The sequence below is a fragment of the Raineya sp. genome (assembly GCF_053497555.1).
The window spans coordinates 44,567-66,090 of the sequence record NZ_JBRCWE010000035.1; the positions used below are offsets into that span (position 1 = coordinate 44,567).

At 39.7% G+C, this 21,524-nt stretch carries 17 protein-coding genes and 1 pseudogene; 8 read left to right on the top strand and 10 right to left on the bottom strand.

Annotated features, from left to right (window positions below; genetic code table 11):
* Positions 1 to 32: 32 nt before the first annotated feature.
* From ACWITO_RS04445 to ACWITO_RS04455, 3 genes and pseudogenes are all read left to right on the top strand, one after another.
* A complete protein-coding gene (locus ACWITO_RS04445; protein ID WP_448528806.1) occupies positions 33 to 803 on the top strand; it encodes a ParA family protein in 771 nt (256 codons plus the stop codon).
* A gap of 15 nt (positions 804 to 818) precedes the next feature.
* The gene (locus ACWITO_RS04450; protein ID WP_448528807.1) at positions 819 to 1,688 is read left to right on the top strand and encodes a ParB/RepB/Spo0J family partition protein; all 870 of its coding nucleotides are present in this window, start codon (positions 819 to 821) and stop codon (positions 1,686 to 1,688) included.
* A pseudogene (locus ACWITO_RS04455) lies at positions 1,685 to 2,212 on the top strand (DUF5683 domain-containing protein); the annotation flags it as partial. The gene ACWITO_RS04450 and the pseudogene ACWITO_RS04455, both read left to right, overlap by 4 nt.
* Positions 2,213 to 2,243: 31 nt before the next feature.
* Here ACWITO_RS04455 and ACWITO_RS04460 read toward each other — a convergent pair.
* Together ACWITO_RS04460 and ACWITO_RS04465 are read right to left on the bottom strand one after the other, a co-directional pair.
* A complete protein-coding gene (locus ACWITO_RS04460; protein ID WP_448528808.1) occupies positions 2,244 to 2,867 on the bottom strand; it encodes a 4'-phosphopantetheinyl transferase family protein in 624 nt (207 codons plus the stop codon).
* Complete coding sequence (locus ACWITO_RS04465) at positions 2,868 to 3,461, bottom strand: bifunctional nuclease domain-containing protein (RefSeq protein WP_448528809.1); 594 nt, start codon at positions 3,459 to 3,461, stop codon at positions 2,868 to 2,870.
* Between the two features lie 213 nt (positions 3,462 to 3,674).
* Here ACWITO_RS04465 and ACWITO_RS04470 point away from each other — a divergent pair, with 213 nt between their 5' ends.
* Positions 3,675 to 4,877: an NAD(P)-dependent oxidoreductase gene (locus ACWITO_RS04470; RefSeq protein ID WP_448528810.1), complete on the top strand. Its 1,203-nt coding sequence runs from the start codon at positions 3,675 to 3,677 to the stop codon at positions 4,875 to 4,877.
* On the opposite strand, the gene ACWITO_RS04475 is transcribed toward ACWITO_RS04470, so the two are convergent.
* Positions 4,843 to 5,556: an ABC transporter ATP-binding protein gene (locus ACWITO_RS04475; protein ID WP_448528811.1), complete on the bottom strand. Its 714-nt coding sequence runs from the start codon at positions 5,554 to 5,556 to the stop codon at positions 4,843 to 4,845. The genes ACWITO_RS04470 and ACWITO_RS04475 overlap by 35 nt on opposite strands.
* A 145-nt stretch (positions 5,557 to 5,701) precedes the next feature.
* Between ACWITO_RS04475 and ACWITO_RS04480 the strand changes: the two genes are divergently transcribed.
* Positions 5,702 to 7,414, top strand: coding sequence for an HAL/PAL/TAL family ammonia-lyase (locus ACWITO_RS04480; RefSeq protein ID WP_448528812.1), 1,713 nt, complete (start codon positions 5,702 to 5,704; stop codon positions 7,412 to 7,414).
* Here ACWITO_RS04480 and ACWITO_RS04485 read toward each other — a convergent pair whose 3' ends face one another.
* The 5 genes from ACWITO_RS04485 to ACWITO_RS04505 are packed head-to-tail and all read right to left on the bottom strand — an operon-like array spanning position 7,415 to position 11,666.
* Positions 7,415 to 8,185 carry an MBL fold metallo-hydrolase gene (locus tag ACWITO_RS04485; RefSeq protein WP_448528813.1) on the bottom strand — a complete coding sequence of 257 codons (771 nt, stop codon included), beginning with the start codon at positions 8,183 to 8,185 and terminating at the stop codon, positions 7,415 to 7,417. It abuts the gene before it with no gap.
* Complete coding sequence (locus ACWITO_RS04490; RefSeq protein ID WP_448528814.1) at positions 8,178 to 8,453, bottom strand: hypothetical protein; 276 nt, start codon at positions 8,451 to 8,453, stop codon at positions 8,178 to 8,180. The genes ACWITO_RS04485 and ACWITO_RS04490 overlap by 8 nt, the downstream gene beginning before the upstream one ends.
* A gap of 36 nt (positions 8,454 to 8,489) precedes the next feature.
* Positions 8,490 to 10,043, bottom strand: coding sequence for an RNA polymerase factor sigma-54 (rpoN, locus tag ACWITO_RS04495; protein ID WP_448528815.1), 1,554 nt, complete (start codon positions 10,041 to 10,043; stop codon positions 8,490 to 8,492).
* A gap of 46 nt (positions 10,044 to 10,089) precedes the next feature.
* Entirely contained in the window at positions 10,090 to 10,692 is a 603-nt protein-coding gene (gene coaE, locus ACWITO_RS04500) for a dephospho-CoA kinase (RefSeq protein ID WP_448528816.1), read from the bottom strand.
* Positions 10,689 to 11,666: a hypothetical protein gene (locus ACWITO_RS04505; protein ID WP_448528817.1), complete on the bottom strand. Its 978-nt coding sequence runs from the start codon at positions 11,664 to 11,666 to the stop codon at positions 10,689 to 10,691. Before ACWITO_RS04505 ends, coaE begins: the two co-directional genes overlap by 4 nt.
* 95 nt (positions 11,667 to 11,761) lie before the next feature.
* On the opposite strand from ACWITO_RS04505, the gene ACWITO_RS04510 reads away from it, so the two are divergent.
* The 3 genes from ACWITO_RS04510 to ACWITO_RS04520 all read left to right on the top strand — a co-directional run bounded on the left by ACWITO_RS04510 (position 11,762) and on the right by ACWITO_RS04520 (position 19,245).
* A complete protein-coding gene (locus tag ACWITO_RS04510) occupies positions 11,762 to 13,294 on the top strand; it encodes a WG repeat-containing protein (protein ID WP_448528818.1) in 1,533 nt (510 codons plus the stop codon).
* A gap of 13 nt (positions 13,295 to 13,307) precedes the next feature.
* Positions 13,308 to 15,695: an ABC transporter permease gene (locus ACWITO_RS04515; RefSeq protein WP_448528819.1), complete on the top strand. Its 2,388-nt coding sequence runs from the start codon at positions 13,308 to 13,310 to the stop codon at positions 15,693 to 15,695.
* Between the two features lie 154 nt (positions 15,696 to 15,849).
* Positions 15,850 to 19,245 (top strand): TonB-dependent receptor, encoded by a 3,396-nt coding sequence (locus tag ACWITO_RS04520; RefSeq protein WP_448528820.1) that lies wholly within the window; start codon positions 15,850 to 15,852, stop codon positions 19,243 to 19,245.
* Positions 19,246 to 19,301: 56 nt separating this feature from the next.
* Here ACWITO_RS04520 and ACWITO_RS04525 read toward each other — a convergent pair whose 3' ends face one another.
* Together ACWITO_RS04525 and proS are read right to left on the bottom strand one after the other, a co-directional pair.
* Complete coding sequence (locus ACWITO_RS04525; protein WP_448528821.1) at positions 19,302 to 19,835, bottom strand: YceI family protein; 534 nt, start codon at positions 19,833 to 19,835, stop codon at positions 19,302 to 19,304.
* A 167-nt stretch (positions 19,836 to 20,002) separates the two neighbouring features.
* Positions 20,003 to 21,478, bottom strand: coding sequence for a proline--tRNA ligase (gene proS / locus ACWITO_RS04530; protein ID WP_448528822.1), 1,476 nt, complete (start codon positions 21,476 to 21,478; stop codon positions 20,003 to 20,005).
* Positions 21,479 to 21,524: the final 46 nt, after the last annotated feature.

Sequence of the window (21,524 nt, forward strand, 5' to 3'; positions counted from 1 at the left end):
ACCTTTAACTGCATACTCTATTCTGAAACATTATGGGTAAAATTATTGCGATTGCCAACCAAAAAGGGGGCGTTGGAAAAACCACCACTGCTATCAATTTAGCCGCAAGTCTTGCTACTTTAGGCTTTCGTACTTTGCTTGTAGATGCAGACCCCCAAGCCAATTCTACTTCGGGCTTAGGGCATAATCCCAAGCAAATTCAAAGTAGCATCTATGAATGTATGGTGGAAGAAGCCAATATCAACGATACCATTTTGGGTACTTCTATTGAAAAACTCTTTGTTGTCCCTTCGCATATTGATTTGGTTGGTGCAGAAGTAGAAATGATAAATTTGGAGAATAGAGAAGAGAAAATGAAAAAGGTTTTGCACCCTATCAAAGAAAATTACGATTTTATCATCATAGATTGCTCACCCTCACTTGGGCTTATCACGGTAAATGCCCTCACTGCCGCCGATTCAGTGATTATCCCTGTACAATGCGAATATTTTGCTTTGGAGGGTTTGGGCAAACTCTTGAATACTATCAAAATCATTCAATCTCGCCTGAATACCAAACTTGAAATAGAAGGCATCTTGCTCACAATGCACGATTCGCGTGTAAGACTTTCTACGCAAGTAGTGGAAGATGTGAGCAATCATTTCAAAAAAATGGTATTCAAGACGGTTATTCCTCGGAATGTTCGTCTAAGCGAATCGCCCAGCTTTGGCTTGCCCGCTATTCAGCACGATTCTACCAGCAAAGGTGCGGCAAGCTATATGGAACTTGCCAAAGAGATTTTAGAAAAAAATAAATTAGCATAATCAAAACGAAAAAAAATGAAAAAAGGTGTTTTAGGAAGAGGTTTGGGGGCTTTGTTATCGGATTCTAATGTTGTAGAAGAAAATCAAACTTTGCCACAGGCAAGCATCAACGAAATAGATGTCAATGCCATTGAAGTCAATCCTTATCAGCCTCGTACCGATTTTGATGAAGAAGCTCTGCAAGAACTTACCGAATCTATCAAAACACAAGGCATCATACAGCCTATTACGGTGCGTAAATTGGAAGAAGGTCGCTATCAGCTGATTTCAGGCGAAAGACGCTTACAGGCTTCTAAAAGAGCAGGCTTAAAAACTATTCCTGCTTACATTCGCACTGCCAACGACCAACAAATGTTGGAAATGGCTCTCATAGAAAATATCCAAAGAGAAAATCTCAATCCTATAGAAATTGCTTTAAGCTACCAAAGGCTTATTACCGAGTGCAACCTCAAACAAGAAGAATTGGGAGAAAGAGTAAGCAAAAATCGTGTAACGGTAACTAACTATTTGCGTTTGCTCAAACTGCCCCCTATTATTCAGGCGGCTTTGCGTGATAAGCAAATCAGTATGGGGCACGCCCGAGCCATTATCAATGTAGAAAACCCCGATACTCAAATTGCTATTCTGAAAAAAATTCTTGCCGAAGACCTATCAGTAAGAGCCGTAGAAAATTTGGTACGTGATTTGGCTTCGCCCAAAAATAAACAGAAAAAAACGACTGAAAGCTCACTTTCTTACGAAATCAAGCAGTTGCAACAAAAACTTTCCTCACATTTTGGTACAAAAATTGCAATCAAAGCCAACAACAAAAATCAAGGTGAAATCAAAATCCCTTTCCATTCCACAGAGGATTTGAACCGAATTTTAGAGCTATTGCAATTATGACATTGAGGAGAAAAGCTAAACAAACGCTCAAAAAATATCTTTATTGCTTTGCTTTTTTGCTTGCGTGTAGCCATTTGCAAGCACAAGATACGCTCAAACCCAGCAAAAGCCTCATCAACCGACCTCGTGAAGCGGCTTTTCGGGCGGCAGTCTTACCCGGTTGGGGACAAATTTACAATAAAAAATATTGGAAATTGCCCATTGTATATGGCGGTGCGGCGGCAATAGGTTATGGCATCTATTGGAACAATAGCTACTATCAGTATTTCAAAAGTGTGTATCAAGAAGCATTCCTGACAGGTAATCCGCAACAAATCAATATCACTGCCGCTGAATCGCTTCGCAATCAATTTCGCAGAAATAAAGAACAACTCATCATTGCAGGGGTAGTGTTTTACGGGCTTACCATTGTTGATGCCATTGTAGATGCTCATTTTTCCACCTTTGATGTCAGTGATGATTTGAGCCTGCGTTGGCTTCCTAAAATTGATTTCAGCCCACAAGGACAAACCATTTTTGCATTTAGCTTACAACTGCAAGCCAAAAAATATAAGCTCAAAAAGCAATACACAAATGATGTGTGGGGGCAAAAGAATGGTGATATAGCGTGTATTCGGCACAAAAATCTGCTTTCTTTACCCAACCTTTACAAAAAACCTGCTTTTCGGGACAAAAATCACAAATGATGTTTTCTTTGAAGGCTATACCTTTTCGGCTATAAGCCTTGTATAGTGCCTCTTTGGCAGTCCAGAGCTGTGTGAGCTGATGCAAATCGTTTTGGGCAAGACTTAACTCTTTTTCAGAAAAAACACGCCGAGCCACTACACGGATTTTTTCTTGCTTTTTTTCAATATCAATCCCCAAAGGTTTTGAAGCTAAAGCTATTGCAACAAAAGGAAAAGCGTGAGAAATAGAAATTTCCAAAGGCATTGCAGGCAAAAAGGGCTTACCGCTTTCATTTTTTTGAATAGGAACATAACTAAAATGCTCTTGAAAGGCTACGAATTGTAAAAGACACCTGACAGCCGCATATTCACACTTTTTTTCTAAAACCTGAATATGAGCGAGTTCCTCTATTTCTTGGGGGAGTAAATGAGAGGTAAGTTCTTCCAGCGGCTCTACAATGTGCCAAATATAATATCTGATTGGGCTTTGATTAGCTTTCCAAAAAACTGCCATTTATCTGCGGCGTTTTTTTTCACGTTTGCCAAGCTCGTCGCGTATTTCGGCGGCTTTTTCGTAGTCTTCTTCTTCCAGAGCTTTGTTGAGAAACTGATAGAGTTGCTCGTCAGAATATTCTTTGAGTGTCATTGGTGGCGGATTATACGAAACTTCCTCATTTTCCATTTCCATAGAAGGTTCATCTTCCAAAATAACTCCTGCTTCTTGCAAAACACTTTCGTAGGTGTAAATAGGAGCGTTCATACGCAAGGCAATGGCAATGGCATCGGAAGGGCGAGCATCTATTTCTATTTTTCTATCTTCGCTTACACAAACCATTTTAGCATAAAAAACACCCTCTCGCAAATCGCTGATAACAACTTCTACAAGGCGAATTTCAAAAGAATCTAAAAAACTGCGAAATAAATCGTGTGTCATTGGGCGATTAGGAGTGATACGCTCAATTTCAATAGCAATAGCCTGAGCCTCAAACATTCCAATAATAATAGGCAGTCGCCTATTTCCGCCTCTTTCACTCATAATCAGTGCAAAAGAGCCCGATTGCGTTTGCCCCGAAGATAAACCTAATATTTCCAAACGTATCTTGCTCACTTTCAGAAAGTTTTGTATGATTGTTTTCTCATTACAAAATTAAAGCAAAAAGTTTAATTTTGCAAAAAAATCCCAAGAAAATTAGCTTTTTAGCCCTCAAAAACGAAAAGAGTTTTATGCTATTTCCCGATGAGTTTGTTCAAGATTTCAGCTTGATATTTGTTGAAAATTTTTAATTTTCGGACAATTTTTTCAAACAACGCAAATACTTTTATGAAACTCGGTGTAATACGCGAAGGCAAAGTGCCTGTGGATAGGCGTGTGGTGCTATTGCCTCATCAGTGCAAATACATTCAAGAGCATTTTCCTGATGTAAAGATTTTGGTTCAATCCAGTGTGGTTCGTTGTGTAAGAGACGAAGAGTACGAAGCTTTGGGCTTGCCCGTAGTAGAAAATATGGACGATTGTGATGTTTTGATAGGTGTAAAAGAAGTACCTGTCAAAGACCTTATTCCCGAAAAAACTTATATGTTTTTTTCGCACACTATCAAAAAACAGCCCGCTAATCGGGCATTGTTGCAGGCTATTTTGGCAAAAAATATTCGCCTGATAGACTACGAGTGCCTCACTGACGAAAACGAAGAAAGAATTATTGCCTTTGGGCGTTATGCGGGCATTGTAGGGGCGTATCACGCCTTGCGTACTTGGGGGCTGAAATACAAACTTTTTGAACTGCACCGAGCTATTGATTGCAAAAGCTATGAGGATTTGCTTTCTGAACTCAAAAAAGTCAAACTTCCACCTATCAAAATTGCTCTTACAGGTAGAGGACGTTCGGGCAAAGGGGCTTTGGAAATTCTGCGTGCCGCAGGTATCCGACAAGTAAGCGTTCAGGAGTATTTGGAAAAAGATTTTTCGGAGGCAGTCTTTGTGCAACTTGCTTCTTCCGATTATTACAAACCCAAACACCCCAAAATTCCTTTTGAGGTTTTTTACGATAACCCCGAATTTTTTGACGGCGACTTTCTGAAATTTGCCTACTGCACCGATTTGTTTATTTCTACACACTTCTGGCACCCCAAAGCACCCAAACTTTTTGAACTTTCGGATACCCAAAACGAAAATTTCCGTATTCGTGTCATTGCAGATATAACTTGTGATATAGGTGGCTCTATTCCCACTACGCTACGAGCCTCAACCATTGCAGACCCTTTGTACGATTTCAACCGAAAAACTTTTCAGGAAGAAAGGGCTTTCAGCAATCCTGAAAATATTACCATTATGGCTGTGGATAATTTGCCTACCGAGCTACCTTTCAGTGCTTCGGAAGATTTTGGCGAGCAGTTTATTCAGCGGGTATTACCTCATTTTTTCAATGGAGATAAGGAAGGTGTTTTGCAAAGGGCTACTATTGCTGAAAATGGCAAACTCACCGAAAAATTTAGCTATTTGCAAGATTACGTAGCGGGGCATTGAGCGACTGCTTGCCCACAATCACGCCATCCAGCATATCAATAATATGATGAGCATAGCTGGCATCTTGAGCCGAGTGGGTAACCATCAGAATAGTTACCCCCTCTTGGTTGAGTTGCCAAAGAATTTGCATAATTTCTTCGCTATTTTTGCTATCTAAATTACCTGTGGGTTCATCGGCAAGTAAAATTTGCGGCTCTATACACAAAGCACGGGCTATGGCAACTTTCTGCTGACCTCCTCCCGAAAGTTGTGAAGGAAAGTACATTGCTTTGTGAGCCAATTTGAGCTTTTCAAGCATTTCGTAGGCTCTTTGCTTACGCTCTCGGCGGGAATAGCCCAAATACATCAAAGGTAATTCAACGTTTTCTTGCACAGTGAGTTCCTCTATCAGATTGAAATTTTGAAAAACGAAGCCAATGTTTCTTTTTCGGAATTCGGCACGTTGTTTTTCGTTGAGTTTAGTCATTTTTTGCCCCAAAAACCAATGCTCCCCCGAAGTAGGCATATCCAAAAGCCCAATAATATTGAGCAAAGTAGATTTTCCACAACCCGATGGTCCCATTATTGCTAAAAAATCGCCCTGCTGAACATTCAAATCTACCCCTTGCAAGGCTTCGGTAGCAATTTCGCCATTCCAATACGTTTTGGTTACTTGTAAAAGTTGTATAAGAAACTGCATTGATTTGTAGAATGAGGTTTGGGCAAAGATAAACAATTTGCCCAACTATCTTTCAAGCAAATGTAAATCTCTTATTCCTACTAAACGAAAAAGTATTAAATTTGAAGCCAAACGATTTTACCAAGAACAACATAAAAAGCCTTTTATGAAAAACAATGCAATTGTATTGAATGGCAATAAATTGAGCCTCAATGAAGTTATTCAGGTGGCTTGGCAAGGAGCAGAAGTCAAGATAGCTAACGAATGTTATGCTAAAATACAAAAAAGTCGTGATTTTATTCAAAAACAAGTAGCCGAAAAGAAAATCATTTACGGCGTAACCACAGGTTTTGGGGCAAATGCTTCCAAAGTAATAGAAGATTATGAAATTGCCAAAAAACTACAAAAAAACCTCTTGCTTTCTCACGCCTGCGGGGTAGGCAAGCCATTTAGTTCTGAAATTGTGCGAGCTATAATGCTTATCCGTCTCAATACTTTGCTGGCGGGCTATTCGGGCGTAAAAATGGAAACCGTCAATTTACTGGCTCGCTTGCTAAATTTACGTATTCACCCTATTATTCCTTCGCAAGGTTCGGTAGGAGCAAGCGGCGATTTATGTCCTTTGGCTCATATGGCTTTGGTGCTGATTGGCGAAGGTTTTGCGGAAGTAGAAGGGCAAATTCTATCAGGGAAAGAGGCTTTACAAAAATTTGATTTACCCCCTTTGGAACTTGAACACAAAGAGGGTATTGCTTTACTCAATGGTACGAGCATAATGGCGGCATTGGGGGTTTGGGCGGTGTATCAAGCCAAAGATGTTCTCTATAAAGGGCTTAAAGCCGCTTGTATGATGTTTGAGGCTCTTGGTGCAAGAAGTCAAGCCTTTGATAAACGCCTACACCGAGCCCGAAAACACCGAGAACAGCTAAAAATTGTGCAAATTATTCATAAATTTACCGAAAACTCTACCCTTTTGGGCATAGAAAGCACCGAAATTGTCAAATTTCTTTTTGATAAAATACAGCCTCATCTTACCGCCGAACACCGCCGAGAAATTCTCAAAAAACTACAAGATGCTCCCCACCAGATTGCCTTCTTGAAGCATTATTTGCCCCAAGAAGAGCATTTATCGTATGCTTGGCTGAGCTTGCACAAAATTTTAACTTTTGCAGAAAAGAAAATCACGCCCCAAGATGCCTATTCGGTGCGTTGTACGCCACAGGTTTTGGGGGCGTGCTTGCAAGCCATTCAACACGCCGAAAATATCATTGAAGCAGAACTCAATGCTGTGGTAGATAACCCCCTGATTTTTGCTGAAAGCGAAGCAGTAGTTTCGGGTGGCAACTTTCACGGCGAGCCTTTGGCTCTGGCACTGGATTATCTGAAAATTGGCGTTGCCGAAATGGGAAATCTTTTTGAAAGGCAAATCAATAAACTTGTAGATGAAGCTACCAACGACTGCCTGCCTGCCTTCCTTGCCGCAGATACCTCAGGGCTACATTCAGGGCTGATGATACCCCAGTACGTGGCGGCAAGTTTGGTTTCTGAAAATAAAGTGCTTGCCCACCCCGCCTCGGTGGACTCTATTCCTACTTGTGCCAACCAAGAAGATCACGTAAGTATGGGAACTATTGCAGGCAGACAAGCCCTTGAAATTACTGAAAATGTACGTAAAATAGTGGCAATTTTAATGCTTACCGCTCATCAGGCTTTGCATTTACGCAAAAAACAACTTGCTCATATTGGATTCAAAGTAAAACTTGGCAAAGAAACCCAAAAACTTCATAAAAAATTAGACGAGCTTGTAGGTTTCATAGAGCAAGACCGCTTTCTGCACCAAGATATAGAACAAATTTTGGCGAATTGGGAAAAATGGTAATCACGATACCTCAACTTTCAAACCATCATAAGCTAAAAAAATGTTTTCGGGCAAAAGAGAGCTTATTTCCTCGTGTAAGCCCATTTTGTGGCTGATATGCGTAAAATAAGTCTTTTCTGCCCCAATGTGCTGAGCCACCTGAATTGCCTGCTCCAAATTGTAGTGTGAAATGTGATTTTCTTTTTGCAAAGCATTCAGAACCAATACTTTTGAACCATAAATCTTTTGCAACTCTTCCGAAGCAATGTAGTTGGCATCGGTGATATAAGTAAAATTACCTATACGAAAACCCAACACAGGCAAACGATAATGAAATACCTCAATAGGCATAATTTTCTGCCCATTGATTTCAAAGCTATGTTCTTTGCTGATTTCGTGAAGTTCTACTTGTGGGATACCTGGGTAACGTTTTTCAGCAAAAATATAAGCAAATTCAGTTTTGAGTTGGTTCAAAACTTTGCTTGTGCCATAGAGGGGCATATTTTTATTTTGCAAAAAATTAAAAGGGCGAATATCGTCAAGCCCTGCGGTATGGTCTTTGTGTTCGTGGGTAAAAAGAACTGCATCTAATTTTTTTACCCCTGCCCGAAGCATTTGCAAACGAAAATCGGGACCTGTATCAATAACAATGCTTGCCAAAGGGGTTTCTATGAATACAGCTGAACGCAGGCGTTTATCTTTGGGATTTTCTGACCGACATACCGCACACTCGCAAGCGATTACAGGCACTCCTTGCGAAGTACCTGTACCCAGAAAGGTAACTTTAACCATTGAGATTTTCTTGCATTAACTCCTCGTAGAGCTTTTTAGTTTTAGCACTCAAAAGATTTTCGTCAATTTCTACTTGTTTCAAAATATCTAGCAAACAATTGATTTTGCCTTCTATGGGAAAATATTTATTCACCACAATCACACGTTGTTCTTTCAGGATACAATACCCCGACTTGAAATTGCCTTTTTCGTAACGCAAAAAAAGATTGCTTTCAGCAAAAATATCTTCCATTTTGCTCAAAAAAGCAGGCGTGTATTTTATTTCCATTGTTTTGCTCGGTTGAAGTATTTTCTTGTTTCCAAGTTAAATATTCTTTCTCAATCTTGCCACAGGGATACCCAATTGCTCGCGATATTTGGCAACTGTACGGCGAGCAATGTGATACCCTGCTTCTTTAAGCATTTTTTCAAGTTTTTCATCAGAAAGTGGCTCACGTTTGTCTTCATTATCTACAAACTCTTTCAGTTTGGCTTTTACCTCTCTACTACTTGCTTCTTCACCTTCGTCAGTAGCAATACCTTCGGAAAAAAAGTGTTTGAGCGGATAAACCCCAAATTCGGTTTGTACATACTTACTGCTTGCCACACGAGAAACCGTAGAAATATCCATACCAATTTTTTCTGCAATATCTTTGAGAATCATTGGTTTGAGCTTGGTTTCATCACCTTCTAAAAAAAACTCATATTGGTAAGTCGCAATGGCGTGCATAGTTTTCAGCAAAGTCTGCTGACGCTGTTTGATAGCATCAATGAACCACTTAGCGGCATCTAGCTTCTGCTTCACGAAAGCAATGGTTTCCTTGACACCCTTATCCTGACGCTTGCTTTTTTGGTAAGTATCCAGCATATCGGCAAAAGAAGGGCTAATACGCAGTTGGGGGGCATTGCGAGCATTCAAAGCAATATCTAATTTGCCGTTGTTGTTGGTAATAATAAAATCGGGAATGATTTGTTGTGAGCCACCTCCTTCGCTATCCGAAGAATTGCCCGGTTTGGGGTTGAGCTTGGTAATCAGTTTTAAGACTGATTTTAGCTCTTCTTCCGAAAGCCCCAATCGCTTTTCAATTTTATCGTAATGCTTTTTGGTAAATTCTTCAAAATTATCCTCAATAATTTCAATTGCCCAATCCAAGATTTGCTTTTCTTCTTCGGTATGAATTTCCTCGTATTTTTTGCGTTTGAGCTGGATAAGCAAACACTCCTGTAAATTGCGGGCGGCTACACCGGGTGGGTCAAATTGTTGAATTTTTTTCAGCACTGCCTCAACTTCTTTTTCGGTAACCTCAATATAATATGTTAGAGCCAAATCTCCTACAAGAGCTTTGAGTTCTCTTCTCAAATAGCCGTCATTATCCAAAGTGCCAATGATATGTTTTCCAATGATTTGCTCTTTTTCAGAAAGTTTGAGAAAACCCAATTGTGTTTCCAAAAACTCTACAAAAGTAGTACCTGCCGCTATGGGGAAGTTTTTTTCCTCATCATCGGTGCTGTAATTATTGTCTTGGGTTTTGTAGCTTTCCTCTTCTGCTTGCAAATATTCATCAAGATTCATATCGCTGATAGCTTCGCTTTGGTCGTAAGTGTCGCTATCATCATCAAAGTCGTTATTTTCATTATCATAGTCATAGTCTTCGTTATTATCGTTTTCACCATAAGAAAAATCTTCCTCACTTTCTGCTTCGCTGTTTTCAAAATCATAGTTTTCATCTTTCCCTTGCTCCAAAGCAGGGTTTTCGGCAATCTCTTCCTGAATACGAGCCTCCAACTCCGCCGTAGGAATTTGCAATAGCTTGATGAATTGAATTTGTTGTGGTGAGAGTTTTTGCTGTAAAGACTGATGTAAGCCTAATTTTTGCATAGACTAATAAATTAAGTCCTGCAATGTAGCAATAATTTTGCCAAACTCAAAAATTTTGTAAAAAATTTTGATGCAAATCCCAAACTTGCTCTATAAGTGATTGTTTTTCATCATTGTAGATAACAAAATCAGCAAATTTAATTTTTTCCTCTTCGGGCATTTGTTTAGCCATAATACCTCTAATTTCATCTTTGCTACGTTGGGGGTCGCGGGTGCGTATGCGTTGCAAGCGTAACTCCTCTGGGGCAGTAACCACAATGAGTTTATCCAATGACCGATACGCTCCCGATTCTATCATCAAAGCCGCTTCGCGTATGATGTAAGGCATATTTTCTTGCTCAGCAAGCCATTGCTCATAATCTTGGGCTACGGCAGGATGCACCAAACTATTGATAAGTTTTGTTTTTTCACTATCCGAAAACACCTGCTCTGCCAAAAAACGTCTATTCAAAGAGCCATCTGCAAAATAGGCATTCTCGCCAAAATTTGCTATGATTGCTTTTTTTAACTTATCATTTTGAACCATTACAGCTTTGGCACGCGAATCGGCATCATAAACAGGAATACCCAAAACCTGAAAAATACGAGCTATGGTGCTTTTACCCGAACCTATACCTCCTGTAATACCAATTTGAAGGGGTTTTGTCATTTTTTCTGAATAGTTTTTACTTTGTAATGTGGATTGGTTATTTCGGCACTTTCAATACCTTGGGGAATATGCTCTAATTGCAGTGTAATGGTAGAATCTTCGGGGTGAAACTTCTTAAAGTCTGCAATAATGCTAAAATCTTGCAAATCTATTTCTTTTTCCATACTTGCCTTGAAAATACATAGTACCTCAGCCCTTTTCTGAACTAAATCTACATTTTCAGGAAAATTTATTTTTTCTACATCAAAACGAAGTTTTCTTGTAAAAAATCGCTCTACTTCAAAACTCACTTTTACATTGGGCTGTAAGGCTTTGAGATTAGGACTTTCCCAAGCTGAAAGGCTCACGAGTTTATCAAAATTTTTTCGGATACTACCTTCACGAATGGTGAGGGGCAGGGAGTCGGGCAATTGGTTAATTTTTTCCACACTTCCTTCAAAAGTAACTACTGGCGGATTGATATAAATAGGACTTACGATGCGATAGCCATCGCGAAGCTGTTTGCTAATACTCTCTTTACGCAAATATAAGCGTACCGTTTTTCGTACATTCCGATTGTTATTGACAAAAAAAGTATCATTTTTGATTTCCAAAATTTTCAGGTCTTTATCCAGTTTGCCAGCAAGCGTATTACGCAAGCTACCCGAAAGAACGTAGTTATGACTTTGAGTAGCAGGCATTTGATAATAGAGCAGTTTTTCTTTGTCGTTGGCAAAAATTTCTCGGGCAATTTTCCAGCCTGTTCCCGAAAGCGTTACAAAGACCTTACGTTGAAAAGTGTCGGCATTTGTGCCATTGGCATATTGCAGGCGTACAGGATACACCAGCGAGTAAGTCTGTTCGCTATTGAGTTGGTAAAAGAGCCAGAAAAGCAAAGCAAAAAACAAACTCAAAACCATAGCCCTGAAATTGCTTTGGTCTTCGCCAATAAGTAGCTCTTTGAGCCAATGAAGCAAATTTCTAAAAAATTGCATCAGAAAAAATGTTTTTACAAATTTACAAAAATTTGCGTTTTGTGCAAGGCATAAAAATTTTTCCTAAATTTGAAGCCTGCAAAATATGTTTTTCAATGAAAAAGCTATTCGGATTTTTGTTTCTCACTTGTGCTTTGCACGGATTTTCTCAAAACCTTATCCCTGCTGAAAAAAAAGGCAAATGGGGCTTTCTCAAAGAAGGCAGTAAAAAATTTGCTATCAAGCCTAGCTTTCAAGAAGTAATGCCTTTTGGCAAAATGCTTTCCGAAGGCAAAGCCTTTGTAAAACAATCGGGACAATGGGGCGTAATTGATACCAAAGGAAAGTGGCTCATAAAACCCGCTTACGATACGCTTTTTCAGCTCAAAAAAGCACAAATCGTATGGCTACTTGCCAAATCGGGCAAAGAAAAATTTATCTTGAATAGCAATGGCGAAAAAATAACCCCCGCCTTTTCAGATTTTGAGCCTTACAATCAGAAAGTTTTTTTGGTTGTAAAAGACAAAATGTGGGGGCTGTGGTGGTACGAAAATAACACTTTTACAGAAATTCTGCCTATGGAATACGAAAGAGTAGGCATTGCCAATGAGGATTTAGATGTTTTTTATGCACAAAAAGAAAAGAAAGTTAAGTTTTACAACATACGCAGTAAAAAATTTTCTGAAGAGTACGACAAACACCGCCTGCTCAAAGTGGCTACACGCGAAGATAGTACCCGCAGACGTATGGCTTATTTGCTTGTGGAGCGTCAGAGCAAAAAAGGTTTGCTAAATCCTTCAGACTTCAAAATGATTTTACCCCTCGCTTTTGATGAAATTCGTCAGATACCCAACCAACAGAATAAAATTCTGTTTGAAGTAGCTCAAAACGGACTTCTCGGAATTTTTGATAACCAAGGAAAAGAAATCTTACCAATTTCTTTTGATAGATTTTCTTTCCTTTACAAAGATTTGATTTTAGCCACTAAAAATGCTCAATGGGGAGCATACAATTACGAGGGCAAACAAGTACTTTCGCACCTTTATCAAGATATTCGCTACTGGAAAGATGCCAATGTTTTTGCGGTGCAAAAAGATACACTGCACGGCATTGTGAGCTATGAAGAAAAAAATATCTTGCCTATCAATTATCAAGCAGTTGATATTTTGAGTTTTGAAAAGCCCATTTATATCCGAATTACACAAAAGAGAAAACAAAAAATCGTGATTTTAGAAGGCGAAAAAGTCTTGCCTTATCTCAAAGATGAGTATGAAAAAATCCAAAGTTTCAACGAAAAGTATTGGTACGCCCAAAACTTGCTCAAAAAAATGCTTATTGATAAAAAGACGCAAAAAATTTGGCTCCTGCCCCCGCATACGCGTATTGAAGACGGCAAGCGTCTGTATATGACAATGGTAGATAGCCAAAGAGTAATGAAGCCTTTTGCCGAAAACCAGCCCGAAGGCACTTTTTATTTGGAAAATGAAGAAAAAGCCTTTTTCTGGCGACCAAACGAAAACAAACTTATTCCTACCAATAAGGTAGTAGAACTAGGAAAAGGAAATGAGAAAAATATGGAAAATAAGCCTAATAACAACACCGTGCCCCAAAATAATCCTCAAAAAAGACCCAATAGACGTAGAAGGTAGAATTTGCGTGTAAATGCTCAATGCCTTACTGATATCCTATCGCTTGCTACTTGCCAAGCCGCTGTACGTACTCATCAATGTTATTGGAGTGGCTTTGGGTATGGCAATTGCTTTGCTGATTTTATTATATCTGGATAATCAGTTTTCTTTTGATAAATACTGGCAAAAAGATATTTATCGCCTTGCGGTAAGGTATAAGTCGGGCAATGAATACCGCCGTATCGCCGCCGCCGAGCCTCACATAGCCCCCACTCTATCTCGGGCTTTTCCGCAAATAGAGCATATTACCAAAATCTTGCCTACCGAAGGTACTATCGTAGCTTATCAGGAAAATGGCAATTTTTATACAGATGTCTTTTTCGCTGATAGTCTTTTTTTCAAAGTTTTTGACTGCAAAGTATTGCAAGGCTCGGTAGCCCATATATTCAACAAACCAGAAAATAAGGAGATTGTCCTTAGCCAAGATTTAGCTCAAGAAATTTTTGGCTCAGAAAACCCAATTGGCAAAACTTTGCAACTTCGCACTACCAATGCTTTTATGTATGACGGCGACTATCAAGTAAAAGCGGTAGTAGCCAAACAAGAAACCTCCCATTTTCCTTTCAAAGCCCTCATTTCTTGGAACTATGAAGACAAATTTGTGCAAAATTCTTGGGTTTATACTTATTTTACTTGCCCACAAAAGCCTTCTTTTATTGCCCAAAATTGGGAACACTACTATCAGGGCTATCTGAAACGCTATTTTCCCAACGAGGATTTGTTTCTCAAGCCCATTGTGCAAAATGTAAAAGATATTTATCTCAATTCCAAGTTGGAAGCCGAGCTTTATCCAAATGCCAACCGAAATTATCTTTTCATTTTTTTAGCCACTGCTTTACTAATGATAATAGTGGCTTGCATCAATTTTGTCAATCTCAATGCTGTACGTTCTACCCAACGCATACGAGAGTTTGCTATTCGGAAGGTTTTTGGCGAAAGTCGCCGAGAGCTACTCACCCAACTGCTTGTAGAAACGCTTATTCTGATGTTTCTGGCTTTCTTGGTATCGTTGATGCTCACAGAAATTTCTCTGCCTTATTTTAGCCAAATCCTTCAAACACCTTTGTCTTTGCATTATATCGTTGGAAGTGGATTTATGCTGTTTTGGGTAGTTACTTTTCTCTTGATGATTTTGCTTTCGGGAGTGTATCCTGTATTTTATTTGGTAGATATTCCTATTCTGAACGGCTTGAAAAATATTTTACCCAAACACACCTATCGCATATCTTTTCGCAAAACACTTTTGGTAATGCAATTTACCATTACCATTGTAATTCTTGCCCTAACGATAATGGTTATTCGCCAACTAAATTTTGTAAAAACCAAAGATTTAGGCTTTGATAACCAAAGAGTTTTAGTTTTAAGATTACCAAAAAGTGAAGAAGTTTTAGAAAAACTGGATACGCTCAAACAAGCCCTAATGCAAAGCCCTGATGTGTTCAAAATAGCTAACTCTGCGGAAATTATTGGCACAAATCTGATTTCGCAGTTTCGTTTTGAAGTAGAAAACGAAGGCAAACTCGTAGAAGTAGTAATGGGCAGAATGTCGGTAAATAAAGATTTTATTGACGTAATGGGCTTGGAAATAGTACAAGGACGTAAATTTGATGAAAGAGACAGCACTGCCAATGTCGCCCTGATTATCAACGAAGCGGCGGCAAACTATATGAATTGGCAAAATCCGATTGGGAAAAATTTTGTTATCAGTCGTGATGAAAATGGCAACCCAAGTGTAATTGGGGAAGTGATTGGGGTTGTAAAAAATTTTCATATTAGTTCTTTGCACAAAAAAATTTCGCCTTTGGTTTTAGTATTGAGCAACCGAATTGGGAATTTGTTTTTGAGTGTATCGCCCAAACACCGCGAAGAAGTATTGGCATATTTACAAAAAACTTGGCAAGAAATCTTGCCTACTGAGCCGCTCAGCTACTTTTTTCTGAACGAAAATTATCGTAAGCATTATCTAAATGAAGAGAAATTGGCTCAAATTTTAGTATATTTTTCATTTTTGGTGGCGATGGTAGCCTCTTTGGGATTATTTGGACTTTCACTTTTTATTTCGGAACTGCGTCTGAAAGAAATTGCTATCCGTAAGGTATTGGGAGCAAGTCGTTGGCACTTGGTGCGTTTGCTTTCCAAAGATTTTATCCAGTTGTTACTGCTTTCGGCTCTGATAGCTATTCCTTTGGGCGAGTATGTTATCCGTTTGTGGCTTAGAAACTTTGCCTATACTACCCAAACTTCGGTAGATGTATTTGTAGGGGCTTTTTTACTCACTTTCGTTATTTCTGTTATTCCTCTTTTTGTACAAGCCTTTGCAAGGGTCTTTATCAATCCTAATAAATTTTTGCAAGCAGGTTGATAAGGAGCGACTATACGAAATCCTGTTTTCTACTTCTTTTTTCCAATTTCCTACTGCAACAATTACGTTTTGTTAATCTTAATTTAATACACTTTGGTATTGGGGTAAGGTAGAATTTACTAACTTTACGCCGAAATTCACCAAATTGTGTTGTATGATGTCAAAAATTTTACGCTACTCACTTGTGTTTGTACTTTGGGCGTTGTATAGCTTTCGTGGCAATGCACAAGGTATTACAACAGCTTCCTTAGAAGGAACTGTACGCGACAACAAAAAACAACCCGTGATTGGAGCAACTATCATTGCCATTCACCAGCCCACAGGCACACGCTACGGAGCCGCCAGCAATGAAGATGGCGAATTTTTCATTCCCAATATGAAAACAGGCGGTCCTTATACTATCACCGTAGAAGCCGTTGGCTACAAAACCCAAAAACAAGAGGGAATCAATTTACAACTCGGGCAAACCCTCAAACTTAATTTTATTGCCCCCGAAGATAGCGAAGAAATTGCCGCTATTGAAGTGGTTGCAGTAAAAGATAAAATCTTTGATGCTTCTCGCACAGGAGCTTCCACCAATATTTCTACCGAAGAAATCAACGCTTTGCCTACCCTATCTCGTGGCTTGGAAGATTTTGTACGTCTTACGCCTCAATTTTCGGCACAAGCCAATGGTGGTCTTTCTTTTGCAGGGCAAAACAATCGTTACAACAACGTAATGATTGATGGTGCTGTAAATAATGATGTTTTTGGCTTGAATGATAGAGGTACGCCCGGCGGTAGAACAGGCTCACAACCTATCAGCCTTGATGCTATCAAAGAAATTCAAGTAGTGCTTGCCCCCTACGATGTACGCCAAAGCGGTTTTGTAGGTGGAGGTGTAAATGCCGTAACACGTAGCGGTACCAATACTTTAGAAGGTTCGGTATATGCCTTCATTAAAAGCCAAGATTTAGTCGGTAATCGTGTAGCTGAAAACCAAATTACCATTACTAATTTCCGCGACAATCAATATGGCTTCCGTGTGGGCGGTCCTATTATGAAAGATAAACTTTTCTTTTTTGTAAATGGCGAGGTAGGCAGACGTACAGAACCCAACCTATTCAATTTGGATTTTTATGCTCGCAACGACCAAGGACGTTTGCAAAAAATTCTTGATGACCTCAATACCATTCGCCGCTTGCATATTGAAAACTTTAATTACGACCCAGGCGACCCACTCAGAAACTACGATAACATTCAAAACAACAACAAAATCTTTGTTCGTTTTGACTACAACCTCAACGACAAACACACTATCACACTTCGCCACAATTTTATCAATGCCTTTTCACAAGAAATTTTTAGAGGTAGCTCTACTTTTTCCTTCCCCAATTCAGGAACAAGAATCACCAACACCACCAACACCACAGTTTTGGAAGTACAAAGCCGCTTCAATAACAAATTGAGCAATGAGTTCAGATTGGGCTACACCAATATTTACGATATTCGTAAAAATGAAGAAAGAGATTTCCCCAGTATGCGTGTGAATGTTTCGGATTTGGGAACAGTAATTACAGGAACAGACCGCATCGCTGGTGCTAATAGCCTTCGTCAGAACCTTATTGAAATCACCAATCATCTTACTTGGTTCAAAGGAAAGCATAAGTTTTTGCTTGGTACAAGAAATGAAATTTATCAGTTTGATAACCTATTCATTCAGGCAGTAGCAGGCGAATGGACTTTCAACTCAATCCTTGCCCCTCGCGACCCTGTAACAGGACAAATTGACACCTCCGTACCTAATTTCAGCCTTGAATCTGGTATTCCTACGGCTTATTTGAAGAATTATTCTCGTACCTCTAACCCTCGCGAGTCTGCGAAGTGGTCGGCAGTGCAATTAGGTTTGTATCTGCAAGACGAATGGAATGCTAACGACCGCTTGCGTCTTACATTGGGCTTGCGTGGCGATTTGCCTCTAATGCTCGGTACCGTAAGCCGCAACAGACTTTTTGAAGAGAAGTTTGGTGTAAGAAACGATTTAACCCCTACGCCACGTGTGCTATGGTCGCCTCGTATTGGCTTTAATTGGGACGCACAGGGCAATGGCAAAACACAAGTACGTGGCGGAATTGGTATTTTTGCAGGCAGACCGCCTTTTGTATGGCTTTCTAACCAATATAGCAATAGTGGTATAGATTTCGGACAAGCCAATATTCAAGACCAAGCCCAACTCAATGCAATTTTTGCAGGACTTACACTTGCCCAAAGAAACCAAATCCTAAGCGACCCCAACTATCTGCCTCCGGGTGCAGGTGGGCAAAGCGGTACTTCGGTAGTCAATCTTACCAATCCCGATTTGCGTTTGCCACAAGTATTCAGAACCAGTTTGGGGGTTGATCAGAAACTACCTATTTGGGATATTATCGGAACTGCCGAATTTATCTATACCTACACAATGAATGATATGTTTTTCAGAAACATCAATTTAGTAGGACAGCAAGGCGTACTCAACAACGAAGGCAGACCTGTTTTCGGTACTTTCGGTCAGGGTCCTCGTCTTTTAGACCCCACCAATTTTACAGGTGCTTTTGTACTTGAAAACGTACAAGGTGGCACACAATATAGCATCACGGCTCAATTACGCAAAAATACCAAAGATTTCTTCGGAAACTTGGCTTATACCCACTCTATGGCTCGCGACGCTTTGAGTGCTACAAACTCCGTTGCCGCCTCTAACTTCAACAACAATATTGTAGGTGCTAATAGCCCTAATACCCCGGTATTTGCTGAAAATGCTTTCAATGTGCGTCATAGAGTAATTGGTGCGTTTGGCTATACCTACAATTGGAACGAATACGGAACTTCCCAAATTGCTTTGTTCTACAACGGACAATCAGGCAATAACCACTCTTTCATTGTACAAGCCGCCACAGGAGGTATCAACGACATCAACCTTGATGGTATTCCTAATAACGACCTCATCTACATTCCTCGCAATGCCTCGGAAATTCAGTTAGAAACCTTCACACGCGAGGGGGTTGATGTATCCCGATTTGGTTTTACTGATGCCAATGGCAATTTAATTACAACAGCCTCTTACACCATTAGCCCCCAGCAACAATGGGAAGGTTTCAATGCTTTCATTGAAGGTGAAAAGAGTTTGAAAAACCGCCGTGGCAAATTTGCAGAACGCAACGGTGCTGTTGCTCCTTGGAATCATCGTTTTGATTTGCGTTTTACGCATACTATCAATGCTCCAAGCAAAAAAGCCAAGCACCAAATTCAAATTACTTGGGATATTATCAATATCGGAAACTTGCTGAATAGAAATTGGGGCGTATTCCAGTTTGGTAGAACCAACCCTCTGCAAGCAGTAAGATATGATGAACTCACAGGAAACATTGTGTATCGCTTCAATGCAGACGTAGAAGCCGTTTCAGCAAGCCAAGACCCCGTTACCAAGCGTGTAACCATTGATGAGGCAAAAGTTGGTTTCAATAAATACCTCAATTCTAATAGCACACGCTCCGTATGGCAAGCACAATTCGGACTTAGATACACTTTCTAAACATTGTATCCGTATAAACAAAAATCCCTCTTTCTTGCAAGAGGGATTTTTTCTTTTTAGCTTTTCACAAACTCCACATTAGCAATTATTTTCACTTCATCACTCACAACTAATCCTCCTGTTTCGGTAACAGCACTCCACATCAGACCAAAATCCTTGCGATTGATTTTGCCCGATACTTCAAAACCCGCTTTAATATTTCCCCAAGGGTCTTTGATTGTACCACCATAAACTACCGATAGCTTCACTGCTTTGCTCACGCCTCTGATAGTTAGATTTCCGTGCAGTTCGTAGTTTTCCTCATCAACTTTTTGGAATTCTGTACTTTCAAAAAGCATTGTAGGGTATTGAGAGGCATCAAAAAAATCGGCAGAACGCAGGTGTTCATCTCTTTGGCTATTGCCCGTTTCAATGGAAGCAACCTCCGCCTGCAAATGCACTTTGGCACCTACAAAACTATCTCCGTTACTAACAACGTGAGCATCAAATTTCTTGAAAGCCCCTGTAACCGTAGAAATAACCAAGTGCTTTACCTTGAATTGTAGCTCGGAATGAGTAGGGTCTAATACCCACTTTACTTCATTTGCCATAATCAAAAATTTTTTTTTGTGAAACAAATTAGATGTTATGATATTTAATGTTAAAACATTTATTTTGAAAAAAGGTTCAAAATTTGAAAAAAATAAAAGCGAGGCTTTCTTAAATTGCGGTGAAAGAAGCCTCGCTTTGAGTGATTTTCAGTATTTTATGAGAAACTTTAATAGGCTTGTGCAAACACAACTCTTTGCGAAGAAGGGTTACCTGAATAAATACACTTTCCTGTTTCTTTTCTTACTTCCAGTGGAATACAACGAATAGTTGCTTTGGTTTCTTCTTTAATTTTAAGTTCTGTTTCAGTGGTGCCATCCCAATGAGCAAGAGCAAAACCTCCCTTTTCCATTACTTCCTTGAACTCTTCGTAAGTATTTACTTCAAAAGTATTCTTTTCTCTGAACTCTAATGCTTTCTGATAGATACTTTGCTGGATTTGTTCCAACAAATTGCTCACATAGCTTTCAACATCTTGCAAAGGAATGGTGGTTTTGGTTTTGGTATCTCTGCGAGCCACTTCAATTGTCTGATTTTCCAAATCTCGCAATCCCAAAGCCAAACGCACAGGAACGCCTTTTACCTCCCATTCTGCAAATTTGAAACCGGGGGTTTGGGTTTCTCTGAAATCTAATTTTACGCTAATACCTTGCTTTCTGAGCATCTTGGCGATATTATCACAGGCTTCGTTCAGTCGAGCAAAACTTTCTTCACCTTTATAGATGGGTACAATGACCACCTGAATAGGTGCAACTTTGGGCGGAATTACCAAACCACTATCGTCAGAGTGACTCATAATCAATGCTCCCATTAGGCGAGTGCTTACCCCCCACGAAGTTCCCCAAACATATTCCAATTTGTTTTCTTTATTCAAAAATTTCACATCAAAAGCCTTGGCAAAGTTTTGTCCTAAGAAATGAGAAGTTCCTGCCTGCAAGGCTTTGCCGTCTTGCATCATTGCTTCAATGCAGAAGGTTTCATCTGCTCCCGCAAATCGCTCATTTTCGGTTTTTATACCCTTGATAACAGGAATAGCCAAGACTTTTTCGGCAAAATCGGCATATACTTCAAGCATTTGACGGGTTTCTTGCATTGCCTCTTCGGCGGTAGCGTGAGCCGTATGTCCTTCTTGCCATAAAAATTCGGCAGTACGCAAAAATAATCTTGTACGCATTTCCCAACGTACTACATTTGCCCACTGATTGATAAGCAAAGGCAAATCACGATAAGACTGAATCCAATTTTTATACGTGTTCCAAATCACTGCCTCACTCGTAGGACGTACAATGAGTTCCTCTTCCAGCCGAGAATCGGGGTCGGCAATGAGTTTGCCTTTTTCCGTAGGGTGATTTTTAAGGCGATAATGCGTAACGACGGCACACTCTTTGGCGAAGCCTTCAGCATTTTTCTCTTCGGCTTCAAACAAACTTTTAGGAATAAACAAAGGGAAATAAGCGTTTTCGTGCCCTGTTTCTTTGAAGCGGCGGTCAAGGTCATCACGCATTTTTTCCCAAATAGCATAGCCATAAGGCTTGATAACCATACAGCCCTTTACAGCCGAATGTTCGGCAAGTCCTGCGTGCTTGATAATATCTAAATACCATTCCGAATAATTTTCACTGCGAGGTGTGATTAGTTTGCTCATAAATGATAGAAATTACTGGTTCAAAACTGATAAGTTTTACTCATTT

Bases quoted from the DNA above. Each gene is read 5' to 3' on its own strand.
- ACWITO_RS04505 (WP_448528817.1), bottom strand. From the start codon at position 11,666: ATGCAATTTTTTAGAAATTTGCTTCATTGGCTCAAAGAGCTACTTATT.
- proS (WP_448528822.1), bottom strand. From the start codon at position 21,478: ATGAGCAAACTAATCACACCTCGCAGTGAAAATTATTCGGAATGGTAT.
- ACWITO_RS04450 (WP_448528807.1), top strand. From the start codon at position 819: ATGAAAAAAGGTGTTTTAGGAAGAGGTTTGGGGGCTTTGTTATCGGAT.
- ACWITO_RS04445 (WP_448528806.1), top strand. From the start codon at position 33: ATGGGTAAAATTATTGCGATTGCCAACCAAAAAGGGGGCGTTGGAAAA.
- ACWITO_RS04490 (WP_448528814.1), bottom strand. From the start codon at position 8,453: ATGGAAATAAAATACACGCCTGCTTTTTTGAGCAAAATGGAAGATATT.
- ACWITO_RS04485 (WP_448528813.1), bottom strand. From the start codon at position 8,185: ATGGTTAAAGTTACCTTTCTGGGTACAGGTACTTCGCAAGGAGTGCCT.
- ACWITO_RS04510 (WP_448528818.1), top strand. From the start codon at position 11,762: ATGAAAAAGCTATTCGGATTTTTGTTTCTCACTTGTGCTTTGCACGGA.
- coaE (WP_448528816.1), bottom strand. From the start codon at position 10,692: ATGACAAAACCCCTTCAAATTGGTATTACAGGAGGTATAGGTTCGGGT.
- ACWITO_RS04515 (WP_448528819.1), top strand. From the start codon at position 13,308: ATGCTCAATGCCTTACTGATATCCTATCGCTTGCTACTTGCCAAGCCG.
- rpoN (WP_448528815.1), bottom strand. From the start codon at position 10,043: ATGCAAAAATTAGGCTTACATCAGTCTTTACAGCAAAAACTCTCACCA.
- ACWITO_RS04475 (WP_448528811.1), bottom strand. From the start codon at position 5,556: ATGCAGTTTCTTATACAACTTTTACAAGTAACCAAAACGTATTGGAAT.
- ACWITO_RS04525 (WP_448528821.1), bottom strand. From the start codon at position 19,835: ATGGCAAATGAAGTAAAGTGGGTATTAGACCCTACTCATTCCGAGCTA.
- ACWITO_RS04460 (WP_448528808.1), bottom strand. From the start codon at position 2,867: ATGGCAGTTTTTTGGAAAGCTAATCAAAGCCCAATCAGATATTATATT.
- ACWITO_RS04470 (WP_448528810.1), top strand. From the start codon at position 3,675: ATGAAACTCGGTGTAATACGCGAAGGCAAAGTGCCTGTGGATAGGCGT.
- ACWITO_RS04520 (WP_448528820.1), top strand. From the start codon at position 15,850: ATGATGTCAAAAATTTTACGCTACTCACTTGTGTTTGTACTTTGGGCG.
- ACWITO_RS04480 (WP_448528812.1), top strand. From the start codon at position 5,702: ATGAAAAACAATGCAATTGTATTGAATGGCAATAAATTGAGCCTCAAT.